This window comes from Gammaproteobacteria bacterium (assembly GCA_015709615.1).
Taxonomy (GTDB): Bacteria; Pseudomonadota; Gammaproteobacteria; order Burkholderiales; family Nitrosomonadaceae; genus Nitrosomonas.
On the sequence record CP054179.1, the window covers coordinates 1,357,561 to 1,371,544 of the forward strand.

General features: G+C 51.3%; 13 protein-coding genes and 1 pseudogene. All 14 read right to left on the reverse strand.

What is annotated here, in order from left to right:
* Positions 1-429: 429 nt before the first annotated feature.
* The 14 genes and pseudogenes from HRU77_06615 to fliF all read right to left on the reverse strand — a co-directional run bounded on the left by HRU77_06615 (position 430) and on the right by fliF (position 13,778).
* Positions 430-2,250 (reverse strand): annotated as a pseudogene (locus tag HRU77_06615) (hypothetical protein).
* 211 nt (positions 2,251-2,461) lie between these two features.
* A complete protein-coding gene (gene fliR / locus HRU77_06620) occupies positions 2,462-3,259 on the reverse strand; it encodes a flagellar biosynthetic protein FliR (GenBank protein QOJ20395.1) in 798 nt (265 codons plus the stop codon).
* 69 nt (positions 3,260-3,328) lie between these two features.
* The gene (gene fliQ / locus HRU77_06625) at positions 3,329-3,601 is read right to left on the reverse strand and encodes a flagellar biosynthesis protein FliQ (GenBank protein QOJ20396.1); all 273 of its coding nucleotides are present in this window, start codon (positions 3,599-3,601) and stop codon (positions 3,329-3,331) included.
* 13 nt (positions 3,602-3,614) lie between these two features.
* Complete coding sequence (gene fliP / locus HRU77_06630; protein ID QOJ22084.1) at positions 3,615-4,367, reverse strand: flagellar type III secretion system pore protein FliP; 753 nt, start codon at positions 4,365-4,367, stop codon at positions 3,615-3,617.
* 76 nt (positions 4,368-4,443) lie between these two features.
* Positions 4,444-4,878 (reverse strand): flagellar biosynthetic protein FliO, encoded by a 435-nt coding sequence (gene fliO, locus HRU77_06635; GenBank protein QOJ20397.1) that lies wholly within the window; start codon positions 4,876-4,878, stop codon positions 4,444-4,446.
* Positions 4,879-4,887: 9 nt separating this feature from the next.
* Positions 4,888-5,406 (reverse strand): flagellar motor switch protein FliN, encoded by a 519-nt coding sequence (gene fliN, locus HRU77_06640; protein ID QOJ20398.1) that lies wholly within the window; start codon positions 5,404-5,406, stop codon positions 4,888-4,890.
* A gap of 19 nt (positions 5,407-5,425) precedes the next feature.
* A complete protein-coding gene (gene fliM, locus HRU77_06645; protein QOJ20399.1) occupies positions 5,426-6,403 on the reverse strand; it encodes a flagellar motor switch protein FliM in 978 nt (325 codons plus the stop codon).
* Between the two features lie 6 nt (positions 6,404-6,409).
* Positions 6,410-6,898 carry a flagellar basal body-associated protein FliL gene (gene fliL, locus HRU77_06650; protein ID QOJ20400.1) on the reverse strand — a complete coding sequence of 163 codons (489 nt, stop codon included), beginning with the start codon at positions 6,896-6,898 and terminating at the stop codon, positions 6,410-6,412.
* Between the two features lie 314 nt (positions 6,899-7,212).
* Entirely contained in the window at positions 7,213-8,373 is a 1,161-nt protein-coding gene (locus HRU77_06655; GenBank protein ID QOJ20401.1) for a flagellar hook-length control protein FliK, read from the reverse strand.
* Positions 8,374-8,454: 81 nt separating this feature from the next.
* Positions 8,455-8,898 carry a flagellar export protein FliJ gene (gene fliJ, locus HRU77_06660; GenBank protein ID QOJ20402.1) on the reverse strand — a complete coding sequence of 148 codons (444 nt, stop codon included), beginning with the start codon at positions 8,896-8,898 and terminating at the stop codon, positions 8,455-8,457.
* 16 nt (positions 8,899-8,914) lie between these two features.
* Positions 8,915-10,321: a flagellar protein export ATPase FliI gene (fliI, locus tag HRU77_06665; GenBank protein ID QOJ20403.1), complete on the reverse strand. Its 1,407-nt coding sequence runs from the start codon at positions 10,319-10,321 to the stop codon at positions 8,915-8,917.
* Positions 10,308-11,030, reverse strand: coding sequence for a flagellar assembly protein FliH (locus tag HRU77_06670; protein ID QOJ20404.1), 723 nt, complete (start codon positions 11,028-11,030; stop codon positions 10,308-10,310). Before HRU77_06670 ends, fliI begins: the two co-directional genes overlap by 14 nt.
* 80 nt (positions 11,031-11,110) lie before the next feature.
* Positions 11,111-12,112, reverse strand: coding sequence for a flagellar motor switch protein FliG (fliG, locus tag HRU77_06675; GenBank protein ID QOJ20405.1), 1,002 nt, complete (start codon positions 12,110-12,112; stop codon positions 11,111-11,113).
* Entirely contained in the window at positions 12,105-13,778 is a 1,674-nt protein-coding gene (fliF, locus tag HRU77_06680) for a flagellar M-ring protein FliF (protein ID QOJ20406.1), read from the reverse strand. The genes fliG and fliF overlap by 8 nt, the downstream gene beginning before the upstream one ends.
* Positions 13,779-13,984 lie beyond the last annotated feature (206 nt).

The window sequence follows — 13,984 nt, forward strand, 5'->3', positions numbered from 1 at the left end:
ATTTTTAATCTCAAATAAATACATTCTTTGCTGGCTGAAAATTCTCATTCAAACGCTTACCGCTGACATTGCTTAATCAATATAAGTGTGTCATATTTGACCAATCCGCAGCTTATATAAGGTGCTTTTTCCTGTCAAGGCAATATTATGCTGGTGTTGCACCAAAACAACAATCCGCATACTTCTTGTTTTTTGTACACCATTTTTGCGTTTTTTGAATTATAGCGGATAACGCATTTTGGGAATGCTGATATAAAATCAGCAGCTTCTGCAAAAAGAAGCTATTGAGAAGTACTTGAGTGAGAAAAATATCTCAAAGCATCACTGCACTCAATACATTCAGCGTTTTGATCGATAGGAAGACGGATTTTCTACAGTCGTTACAGTCGTTTTGGACAACAAAATACTCGACTGCTGGGGGTTGGTAATAGAAGCTATTTTGCTACGGGAGTATTCTGCTGCGGCAATTTCCGCCCGGATCCTTGCCGTTGCGGCTGCAGTAGCTTCCTTATCCGCTTGGGAGCGCACAAACAAAGCTTCTTTCGCCATTGTTTCAACAGCTTCCCGTGCTGTTGCAGCCTCTAACGCTTTAGATTCCAGTGCGATGCGCTCTTGCATGGCCACAAGTGCGGCCGACTCTTTTCTGGCTTTTTCCAACGCCATTCTCGTTGCACTTTTTTCCGCTTCGAGCTGTGCTCTGGCTTTATTGGTTGCAATAATCTTCGCTTGTGCTCGGGTAATGGCAAGTCCTGTGATTTTTTGCTCAATTTCTAGCCGCTCGGCCACCGCCTGCCTTGCGTCAGCAATCGTTTTAGCGCGTATTTCCGCATCTTCCAGCAATCGTTGCTCCAAATCTGCCTTATTGTTCATTTCTTCACCCGCCAGGATATCCATTTGCGCTTTTGCCTCTGCTGCTGCTTTTAGCCGCAACTCAGCCGCCAACCGGCTTTTTGCCGCTTCACGTGCAACCTTCTCAGCGGCGGTGCGCGCTTCGGCTGTCTTAATCGCTTCTTCATCGGCTTTCATGTGTTTTTGATGCTCTCTGACAGCAGCGGCCTCCGCTTTCTTTTTCTCACTGGCGATTGCCTTAGCTTCTTTTTCAGCACGCAGAGCGGCTTCTGCTGCGGCCAGCGCATCCGCTTCGATTTGCATTCGCTGATTGGCTTCTTCCAGCAACCCGGATTCGGCAGCCAGTCGCGCTTTTATGGCATCTGCAGCCGCATTTTCCTTTGCCAGAATCGATTCGGCCAGTTCCGCAGCCACTTTTTCCGCATCGGCTCTATCGCGAGCTGCAACAGCAGCCTGTGAATCCAGCTCGGTTCTTTTCCTGGCTTCTGCGGCTGCGGCGGCTTCCGCTTCGGCTTTCTCAATCGCTGCCTGCACTGCGGCACTTTCTGCTTGCAGCCTTTCCTCCTCTATCTCCCGGGCTTTCTTCTCGGCGTCCAGACGCCGGGTGGCTTGCGCCAGCATTTGCGCTTCCAGCCGGAAGCGGATTTGCACTTCTTCGATCGCCTGCCGCTCAGTTTCCTCCTGCGCTCTAGCCAATGCCGTCGCACGCTGCACTTCCTGAATTCGCGCCTGAGCCAGTACCGCTGCGCTGGTTTCCGTTTCAATCCTGACTTGCTCTGCCAGACGCGCTTCTTCCACTGCTTTGATCCGATGCCGGGCGGCCTCGGTCGCTTCGGCTTCTTTCAATGCCGCCGCATGCGCTTTATCTAAGGCAGCCGCCTCCTGCTCAATCCGTCGCTGCATCTTTTCAACAATCGAAGCTTCCGCTTTGATTTTTGCTTCCAATAAAGCATTCAAGGCCTTTTCAGCTTTGATCTTTTCTTCCGCCAACAACTTTGCTTTTATTTCCAATTCCCGGCGGGCATTGGCTTCCCGGATAGCCAGCGCTTCAACTTTGGCTCGCGCCCGGGCCTGATCGGTGGCAATCGCCTCGGATTGAATTCTTGTCTCGGCTGCGATCCTGGCATTGGCTTCAGCACGGGCACGCGCTTCCGCAGCCACTTTCGCGATATTTTCCGCTTCAATGCGCTTATGCGCTTCTTTGATCGCCTGATCCTCGGCATTTAACCGGTCGCGGAAAGCGGAATCAAGCAATTGTTTGATCTCATCGGCCGATGCAAATTGCTGACCGGGGTCAGCACCGCTGTCCGGCTGCGATTCATCGTCAGACGCGGCGATCCCTTCATCTTGCTGAGATGAGAGCTTGCGCAGCGAACTGAATAAACGCGTCTTAAATGTCATAAATGATTAACCAAGCCAGCCATTATTAGGGTCTTGCTCACATCAATAAGTCAGCAATTTTCCCGCTCAACAGATGGTCACTTTAGCAGCTTTGCAACCATGATTTACATTGAAAAAGAAGGGGAAAATTGCCTGTTTATACGTTGAGAATCGAAAAGCATTTTTTCTTAAGTACCTAGCTGAATTTGCTCTGAAAAATACAGAGAAACGGCTACGGCATATTGATTTTATTGATATTCAGAATCCCCATCATCAGATTCAAGCCGTCATGCACCAAATGTTCCAGAATCGGTGCGTAAAAAGGCATGCTCAGCGCCAATACAAACAGGCCGATGGATAACGTCAAGGGAAAGCCTACCGCGAAAATATTTAACTGCGGCGCCACGCGTGTCAGCACCCCCAAAGCCAAGTTAGTGATCAACAGCGCGGTCAGAACGGGAAGTGATAATTGCAAGCCGGATTTAAAAATTTCACTGCCCCAATTGACCAGTGTAGTCAATGTCGCTCCCGTCAATCCTTCCAGCCCCACCGGCAAAGTATCGAAACTCTGCGAAATGAGGGCGATCATCATCAGGTGTCCGTCGATGGCTAAAAACGCCAGGGTGGCGATCACGCCCAGGAAACGGCCGACGATATCGATCTGACCGGAATTCTGCGGATCGAAGAAAATCGCAAAACCAAGCCCCATCTGCAAGCCAATCAATTCACCCGCCATTTCCACGGCGACAAAAACAATCCGCATGACAAACCCCATGGCGATGCCAATGAGCGCTTGCTGCATTAAGATAATTAAACCGACGCCCGAGGCGGGATCGACCGGCGGCAACGATTTCTCCACCAGCGGCATAACCAGGATAGTGATGGCAATGGCCAGCCCCAGTTTCACTCTGATCGGCGTGCTTGGATTTCCAAAAATAGGAGCCGTCGCCACCAGCGCCAGTATTCTGCTGAGCGGCCAGAGAAATGCCGCCAGCAATGTGTTCAATTCCGCAGTTGTTATACTGATCATGATACCGGGCCATTTATGTGCTCAGCCAACTTAATTCCAGTAAAAAAAGCCGCTGAGCACTTTGCGGAATTAACCAAGCGCCAGCCAAGGAATGCTGGTAAAGAGGCGCTGCATATAATCGGTCATCAGCGTGATCATCCAGGGCCCGGCCAATACCATGACCAGAAACATAACCAGCAATTTCGGAATGAACGACAACGTCATTTCATTGATCTGCGTCGCCGCTTGGAAGATACTGACCAGCAAACCGGTCGCCAGCGCCGAAAGCAACAGCGGCGCGGAAATCATGAAGGTGATTTCCAGCGCTTGCCGGCCGATCGTCATCGCACTTTCTGGAGTCATAATGAATTTCCTTTCAGGTATAGAAACTTTGCGTCAATGAACCGATAATCAGGTGCCAGCCATCGACGAGAACAAACAACATTAATTTAAACGGCAGTGAAATGATCATCGGCGACAACATCATCATACCCATCGCCATCAAAACACTCGACACGACCAAGTCGATGATCAGAAAGGGGATAAAAATCACGAAGCCGATCTGAAATGCGGTTTTCAACTCACTGGTGATATACGCCGGCACCAGGATTTTCAGCGGCACCTTGTCGCGGCTTTCGATTTCTTCACTATCGGAAATTTGCACAAACAGCGCCAGATCGGTTTCCCGTGTCTGGTGCAACATGAATGCTTTCAGCGGCACGCTGGCTTTATCGGCCGCTTCCATGATATTGATCTTGTCTTGCGAAAACGGCAAATACGCCTCGTTGTACACCCGATCAATGACCGGCGACATAATGAAGAAGGTCAGAAACAACGCCAGTCCCAGCAACACCTGATTCGGCGGGGAAGATTGCGTACCGAGTGCCAATCGCAGCAGCGACAGCACAATGATGATGCGCGTGAAGCTCGACATCATGAGCACCACTGCCGGCAAAAACGTCAGTGACGTCAACAAAATCAGCGTTTGTATGCTGAGCGAATAGGTTGCGCTGCCGTCCGCGTTGGGCGAACTGGTGAAGGCCGGAAAACCGGATTTCTGCGCAAAGGCGGGCAAGGCGACCAAACTGGCAAATAATACGATGGCCCGCAATAAATTACGCCCGTTCAATTTGCCTAAACAATATTCAAGAACCGTTCGGAATGCGTGGCATTGACACAATGAACGAGCGAGCGATACAGGCCTGTTATACATGATCTTTTTCCATACTCTGATTAAGCTGCGCGGCGAATGTTTCCACCGGGGGATGATCCGTTTTGGCCGCAGGCTCACTTGACGGTTTATCCATCGTGTGCAACTTGTTGACACGTCCGGGGGCAACACCGAGCACCAGCCAGGTCTGATCAATTTCGACCACGACCACCCGTTCTCTCTGTCCCACACCGGCGGCTGCAACCACCTTGACCACACCCGACGCTACCGTCGGCAGCAAAGCAAAACGCTTCAATAGCCAAGTGCCGCCCACGATAACCGCCAGTACCAACAACAATGCGCCGATCATCTGCAACGTGCTTTCCGTGGAAATCACCGGAGCGGGCGGCACATACCCTGGCTTTACGGTTTCCGCGGAAGCTGGATAGGTTATCGCCAGCATTAAGAAAATCAAAAATCGAATTAGCATATCTGCGTCCTAGCGGTTAAGTTTGCGGATACGTTCGCTGGGGGTGATGATGTCAGTCAGGCGGATACCGAATTTATCATTCACCACCACGACTTCACCTTGCGCAATCAGACAACCATTGACCAGCACATCCATCGGCTCACCGGCCATGCCGTCCAGCTCCACCACCGAACCCTGGGCCAGTTGCAGTAAATTCTTGATTGCAATCTTGGTGCGCCCCAGTTCAACCGTCATTTGCACGGGAATATCGAGAATCAAGTCGATATCATGGCGGGTATTATTCGCCACGCCGTCTTTCGAGAATTCCTGAAAAACCGAAGCGGTTGCCGCCTGCGTCCCCATCAAGGGATTACTATTTTTTTCCGCGGACGGACTTTGATCGGCTGCCGCTTGTTCCGCCATCGCAGCGGCCCAATCGTCTACTTCCGGTTCTTGCCCCGCAGAAGTATTTTGCGAACCCGCCTGTTCCGCCATTGCAGCAGCCCAGTCGTCAGTCTCGGTTTGATTGTTTGCTGTAGGCTCTGACATTTCACCACTCTCCAATAAATTATTCAGACTCTGACGGCGAGATCATGCTGTTGACTCTCAGCGCATAGCGCCCATTCATCGTGCCGTAGCGGCAATCCATAACCGGCACTCCGTCGATGTGCGCGGTTATGGATTTAGGTATCTCCAGCGGGATAATATCTCCGGCTTGCATACTGAGAATTTGTTCAAAAGTCACTTTCGTTTGCCCGAGGTTCGCAATCAATTCGACTTCAGCGCCTTGCACTTGCTGCGACAGCAACTTGATCCAGCGTTTATCGACTTCCAGATGATCGCCTTGCAGCGCGCTGTACAAAGTATCGCGAATGGGTTCGATCATCGAATAAGGAATGCAGACATGGAATTCGCCGCCTTGATTACCCATATCGATATCGAAAGTGACGGTAACGACAACCTCGTTCGGGGTCGCAATCGTGGCGAATTGCGGATTCATTTCCGACCGGATGTATTCAAATTTAATCGGATACACCGATTTCCACGATTTTTCATAATCTTCAAACACCACTTCGAGCAGCCGATGGATGATGCGTTGCTCGGTCTGGGTAAAATCCCTTCCTTCCACACGCGTGTGATAGCGTCCGTCACCACCGAACAGATTATCCACAATCAGGAAAATCAAATTCGGATCGAAAACCATCAAGGCCGTGCCGCGCAGCGGTTTCATATGAATCATGTTAAGGTTGGTCGGCACCACCAGATTACGCACGAATTCACTGAACTTGATCACTTTGACCGGACCAACTGCGATATCCACCGTGCGGCGCATAAAATTGAACAAGCCGATACGGAAGAAACGCGCAAAACGTTCATTGATGATCTCGTAGGTCGGCATCCGGCCACGAACAATGCGCTCCTGCGTCGCGATATTGTAGGGCCGGACACCCCCGCGATCCTCTTCCTCCTGCACTTCATCGCTCTCACCCGTAGCGCCTTTGAGAAGTGCATCGACCTCGTCTTGTGAAAGAAAATCTTCAGCCATGAATGGTTACTGAATCACGAATGATGTAAATAACACTTCCCGGATATCGTCTTGCAACTCTTCCGAACCGAGCGATTGCCTGATTTCGTCAACGATCTGCTGACTCAATAACTGTTTTCCTTGAATGCCCGCAATCTCGACTGCTTTCTTGCTGGAAAGCAACATCAGGATGCGATTGCGAATATCCGGCATTTGTTTGGTAATTTCCTGAATGACTTCGGTCTCTCTGGCTTTTATCGTCAATCCCACTTGCAGATATTGATTGTTTTCCTCGGGCTGCAAGTTAACGGTAAAAACATCCAAGTCCACAAACTTCGTTGGCTTCGGTTTCGGTTTTGCCGGCTCGGCTTCCTCGTCCCCTGACATTTTCATGAAATACCATGCGCCACCGGCGCCTGCGCCGATCGCGATGATTGCTATCAACAGGGTAATTATCAGTCCCTTCTTGCCTTTCTTACCTTCTGCAGCAGCCGGTGCTTCCATCGTTTTTGCCATTTTGCGAACTCCTCATTGAATGGAGCTCATTATGGTCGACACGACAATAAACCGATGCCACAAATAACACTGAAATAATGTCGCTATTTTCAGATACTGGAACGGATAGCAACGCAGCGCACACCTTCTGGTTTTAAGTTGCTGAAAGGAAAGACTTTGGCATGATCAATCGTTTGAATTAATTCTTACCCGAACGGGCTAAAGAATGAAATGAGAGCTTGCTCGCCGGCCACACTGGCAAGACTATCAGCATGACCGGCGCTACCTACGAAATTACTATTGCATCGAGAACAAGGATACCCCCCCGTCAACCATTACGCATATGTGTTAACGAGACCTTGATGCCTGACCGGCACAGCGGTCGTTTGCATTTGACCGGCAACCTCCTGCCCAGCATCATTCATACTACCGGAGCTTCTTGCCGCATAAAAAGGTTGTTGCTGCTTATTTTCCTGCTGAAACGAATCGGCGCTGACCATCACATTGCCCAGTTGGATACCATTCTCAGCCATCATCTCCCTTAAGCGCGGCAAAGCCTCCTGAATAGCGTCACGCACCGCCGAATGAGGAGACACAAATTGTGCCGTCGCCTGGTCTTGCGTAATACTCAACATCACTTCAACAGGCCCTAAATGCGCAGGATTCAAACGGATTTCCGCCACCTGATGCTGCTGTGTGCTCAGCCACACAACTTTTTGCGCAAACTCGCCGCCCCACTTATGTTGACCTACGGGCGCATCGACTTTAACTTCTTGAGAAACCGCATTCTGCAAAGTTGCCGCTGTGGTGTTATTCAAGCCGAATGATTGTGATGTCAATGGTTCTTCCTGGGTTTTAAAGACCGGCACGGCATTGTCGAGTTGAGTATCCTCACTCAGTTCCGAAGCAGGAGGTGCAAATTTGCCGTAAGCGGCAGAATCTGCCGTTCCCAGAAATTGCCAATAATTATTGGATGAGGAATTAACATTGAGCGTATCCGAATCGACCGGATTCTGGCTTTGCTGCAACATTTGATTGACAGCCGGGATTACCGCACCGGCAATTTGTCCGCTATCTTGCGGCTGGAGCATATCGGCAGATACTGTAGTTGCCGTTTGAGGCGGCACGGAAGCTGCGCCCGTTGCATCCGGATTGGCCATCGCACCCATCGCTTGCAGTGCGGGGACCGTTTTAAATACAGAGGATGTATCACTCAAGAGATTCTGGATAAAACTGCCGGAACCATCCGCCGGAGCGTCCTTTGAAGAATCGGCCGTATCCTTGTCTTTTGCGGATACATCGTTATCGGGCCGGTCCTGCGCGCTTGCAGTATCATTTTTCTCTTGCTTATTGGCGGTTTCGGATACTTCCCGCTCCAGAACCTTACCAAAATCTCCGGCAGCAGTATCTTTGGTTCCTGACGAACCAGAGCTCATCGCCGCTGCTGTGTTATCCGCCGGTGATAGAATCTGAGGTGCAATCGATATGTTTAACATAACTTATGGTCTCGTACGATTAATAATACTAGCAGTGAAAAAGCAATATCCATACCAATCCAACTATTGCCGGCGATATCGCTAGCCGTCTTTGCGGTGAAAGGAATTCAAGGCAAACTCATCCAGTGCTTTTTGTTCTTGTTGTAGTTGTTTCTGATTCTCCGCACGTTGCTGACGCTGTGACAGCGTGTCGTAGGATTTCAGTTTGCGCTGGTGGGATAAAAACTCATCGTTACCCGCCATTCTTTTATTTTGCGCAAATAAGACTGCCTGGCGCTGCTCTGTGATCGCGGCGTCCAGCTTGTCCATGAAAGCGATAAAATTGAGCCACTCAATATGATCCATTCCCTTTTCCGTAGAGTTCTGCAAATGAGACTGATAGCTATGGCGGTACTGCAACAGCAAATTCAGTTTCTTTTCCGCTTCCTGCTGCTGAGCATTCAACTTTCCGAGATTCTTTGCGGAAGCATCCGCTTGTTGCTGAGCCAATTCAAGCAGCACTTTTAATGACGACGACGTTGCCATGATCGATTTTCCTTAATTACCGAATCCCTTCGTTTTCAAATAACTTGGATAATTTCTCCAGGCTATCGGCAAAGTTGTCGTGCTGAAACATATTTTGCAGTAAAAATTTCTCCAGCGACGGATACAGTCTGATCGCCCGATCCAACTCCGCATCCGTTCCAGCGACATAAGCGCCGACGCTGATCAGATCGTGGCTGCGCTGATAACGCGAATACAGGCTTTTAAATTGCCGCGCCATATCCGTCTGTTTTTGCGGCACCACGCTGGTCATGACCCGGCTGATCGAAGCTTCGATATCGATGGCCGGGTAATGTCCCGATTCGGCCAATCGCCGCGTGAGTACAATGTGGCCATCCAAAATGGCGCGCGCGCTGTCGGCGATCGGATCGTTCTGATCATCCCCTTCGGCCAGCACGGTATAAAAAGCCGTGATCGAACCGCTGTTCTGATTGCCGTTACCGGCTCGCTCCACCAACTGCGGCAATTTGGCAAACACCGAAGGCGGATAACCTTTAGTCGCCGGAGGTTCGCCGATTGCCAGCGCAATTTCCCGCTGCGCCATGGCATAGCGCGTCAACGAGTCCATGATGAGCAATACATGCTTGCCGGCATCGCGAAAATATTCGGCAATGGCCGTGGCATAAGCCGCGCCTTGCAAGCGCAGCAGCGGCGAGGTATCGGCCGGTGCGGCGACAACCACCGAGCGGGCGAGCCCTTCTTCTCCCAGAATATTTTCGATGAATTCCTTAACCTCACGCCCCCGTTCACCGATCAATCCCACAACAATGACATCGGCTGTGGTGTAGCGCGCCATCATACCCAGCAGCACGCTTTTACCCACCCCGCTACCAGCAAACAAACCCATGCGTTGTCCGCGCCCGACCGTCAACAGCGTGTTAATCGCACGTACGCCGACATCGAGCGGCTCAGTCACCGGAACCCGTTCCAGCGGGTTATAAGGCCGACTGTATAACGGCACGCTATGTTCGGCGCGGGTGGGTCCAAGACGATCTAGCGGTTCACCGACGCCATTCAGCACACGCCCCAGCAGTTCCGGACCGACCGCAACATGCTTGGCGCGATCGGCCGCACGCCGGCGCGGGTGCAAAACGCTGCCCAGACGGGGCAATTCACCCGGCAGCTCCGCAGGAATTACTTTGGCCCCAGGCGACAAACCGTAAACATCGCTGGAAGGCATGAGGAACAAGCGTTCCCCGGAAAATCCAACCACTTCGGCTGAAACGCTAAAACCGTTCGATAAGGAAATGGTGCAACTGCTGCCGACCGGCAATCTGAGTCCGACCGCTTCCATCACCAACCCGGAAACACGCGTAATGGTTCCACTGAGCAGGAAAGGGTTTGCGGGATCGATCAACTGGGTGCAGTTTTTCAGGAAACCGCCCCATTGTTCATGACGCGTCATGCCGATCTGCCTTATCCAGCCAGCCGTCGGTCTGGCCTATGGTTGACAATACCCGTTGCCAGCGCACTTCCATGCTGCCGTTGACTTCGCTGCCGCCCGCTTCGATACGGCACCCACCGCGGGATAACTGTTCATCCTCACGGACGCACCAATGATCCTGCTCCAATTGCTCGCTCAGATGCGCAAGCACCAGTTTTGCATCCTCGGGATGCAGGAACAGGCGAGGATGTTGCGTCACATGGGGTAAATTGCGGATTGCTTCCTGCACAATCGGCACAATCAGCTCGGGTTGCAGCTGCAACGCTTCCGTCACCATTTTCTTCGTCAGTGCGATGGCCAGTTCAAGCAAACTGGCCGCCACCTGCTGATCCATCTGTTGCAGATCCTGATCCAATTTGAGCAATAATGCCTGGATGCGGGCAACCTCGGCTTTGACTTCGGTCTCGGCAATGGCACGGCCTTCCGCGTATCCAGTCGCATGACCTTCTTGCAAACCAGCCGCATACCCTTTATCTTTTGCGTTCTGAAAAACGGTCGCCACTTCCTCTTCGCTCGGCAAAGCAGCCTGCGGCTGATCATCCGGCGTTACGTTCGATTCCGCTTCGACCTCTGGAATTTCTTGCGGCGCATCGGATGTTTCAAAGGAATCCATTTCCCAGCGCCGATACGCGCTGAGTTTTTCTTTAGGAACAAAATTACTTGCCATCATCGCTATATATCTTTAGTTCGGTATTAAACGGCCCCGGCTATTGACCATTGACTCAATTGATCGGATAAAAAAACAACCGGTTAAATGAAGCCATCGTCGCCCTTTCCGCCCAGTACAATCTGTCCATCGTCAGCCAATTGACGCACAATCTTGAGAATTTCTTTTTGCTCGGCTTCGACTTCGGATACCCGCACCGGACCTTTACTTTCAAGATCTTCACGCAAAGCTTCAGCAGCACGCTGCGACATATTCTTGAAAATTTTCTTGCGCAGTTCTTCTTGCGCGCCTTTCAACGCAATGATCAAAGATTCCGACTGGACTTCGCGCAACAGCAATTGGATACCGTGATCATCGATGTCGATCAGATTATCGAAGACGAACATTTCATCCATGATCTTTTGCGCCAATTCTTCGTCGTACTGCTTGACGTTCTCAATGACACTGGTTTCTTGCGCGGTCGGCACAAAGTTGAGAATCTCCGCGGCGGCCCGGACTCCGCCCATGGCCGCTTTGCGGATGCTATTGCTGCCCGATAGCAATTTTGTCAGTACATCGTTAAGTTCGCGCAGCGCGTCGGGCTGAATACTGTCCAGGGTGGCAATGCGTAACAACGTATCGTTGCGCAGCCGCTCGGAAAACAGACTTAAAATTTCACTGGCCTGATCCCGTTCCAAATGAACCAGAATGGTGGCGATAATCTGCGGATGCTCATTCTTGATCAGTTCGGCCACCGAAGGCGCGTCCATCCACTTCAACCCTTCAATGCCGCTGGTATCGCCGCCTTGTAAAATACGATCGATCAGATTGGCTGCCTTTTCATCGCCCAATGCGCTGGTCAGCACCTTGCGGATATAATCCGCCGAATCCTGCCCCAGCGTGGTTCTTCCTTCGGCTTCATTGCAAAACTCCGTCAGGATATTGTCGATTTCATTGCGTGAAATATTCTGCAACGTGGACATCGTCTCGCCCAGTTTTTGCACTTCCTTAGGACCCAGTAACTTGATGACCGACGCCGCTTCCTGTTCGCCCAGCGTCATCAGCAAGATGGCGCTTTTTTTGATTCCATCAACTTCATCAGCCATTTTTAGCCATCCAGTCTTTTACCACATTGGCGACAATCGCCGGCTCATCCAAAGCCAATTGCTTGGCGCGCTTGAGATTTTCATCAAATATCGATTTCTGAATCGCTTGAATGGCCGCCTCATCCACCTGCCCCGGCAAATGTCCTTGCGCCGTTGCTGCGCCCGGCAGTTTCTCCTGTTCAACTGCCGGTAGCGGTGGCGGCGGCGCCAAGCTTTTCAGGAACGGCTTGAGTATCTTCAACAAGAAAAACAAAACCACCGCCGCGATCAGCAATTGCTTGCCGATATCCTTGGCCAGCAGGATCACTTCGGGATCTTTCCAGAGCGGCACATCCAGCACCGTTTCGCCGTTGTGGGTGAATAAACTGTTGGTCACCGTGAGCGAGTCCCCGCGTTTCTCGCTATAACCCATGGCTTCGCGCACAAGGTTGTTGATTTCCTTAATTTCCTCAGCCGTTAACGGCTCATGCGTCACTTCTCCGTTTTCATCCACTTTCTTGCGGTAATTCACCACCACCGCAGCGGATAATCGTTTGATATTGCCGGTCGATTGCTGTACATGCTGTACCGTTTTATCGACTTCGTAATTTATCGTCGACTCTTTTTTCTTGTCAGTCGGTACCGCTTTATCGTCGCCTTCTTTCTTCTCACCGCCCGCCTCAATCGGCGCCGTTGCCGGTTCAGGCGGACGATTGGTCAGCGCGCCCGGAATGCCGCCATCTGCCTTTGAGCCCGTGGAAGTCGCCTCGAGCGTTTGCTGGCTGCGGATTGCGGCAGCTTCCGACTCGCTATTGTTTGGCCGGTAAATTTCTTCGGCGCGTTCAATCCGGGAAAAATCCACATCCGCAGTCACTTGCGCGCGCACATTGGCGGCGCCGGTAATGGGTATAAGAATAGTCTCGATACGGCGGATATAGTTTTCTTCGATTTCCTGTATATATTCCAACTGCTTGGCGTCAAAGCGGGCATCCTGTTTATCGTTCTGCGTGCTGAGCAGATTGCCGTTTTGATCCACCACCGTCACATTCTTTACCGGCAGATTAGGCACGCTGCTGGCCATTAGATGCACAATCGCGCTGACTTGTTCGACGCTCAAAACCCTGCCCGGGTGCAAATGCAACAATACCGAGACACTCGGTTGCTGCTTCTCGCGCGAAAATACCGAAGGCTTAGCCATCGCCAAATGCACGCGCGCGCTTTGCACGGCGGCCAAGGACTGAATCGAGCGCGCCAACTCACCTTCCAGCGCGCGCTGGTAGTTAACCTGTTCGAGAAATTGGCTGGAGCCGAATTTTTGATTCTCCATTAACTCAAATCCGGCCAGACCGCCTTTCGGCAATCCCTGACCCGCCAGACGCAAGCGCACTTCGTGCACTTGCTTTTCGGGCACCAGAATTGCACCACCGCTTTCGGAAAATTTATACGGCACGTTCATTTGCTGCAAAGCGCTGATGATGGCCGCGCCATCCTGATCCGGCACATTGTTGTAGAGCGCGCGATACTCCGGCGTCTGACTCCACATCAACGCGCCAACCAGCAACGCCACAACAGCCGCGGCCGAGAGAATCAATCCCAGTTTTTTTTGATTGGGTAACTGACTTAACTGACCCAGACCCATCGACGGAGCTGGTGCTGTTGTATTGGATTCACTCGGTACTGTTGCCACGTGCTTTTCTCCTGCTTAAATTCTGGGTTGCCAATCAATAGGCCATTCGTTATCAATAACAAATCCGAAATTTCTTTTCCAAAATCCATTCAATATAAGGCGGTTGAGTAAAAACATCCGGGCACGCCGCTTGCGCCATTACCCTTCAATTTATTCATTGCCTTGTCGTAACAGGCATCAGCCACCTGCATACGGAATGGATTTTT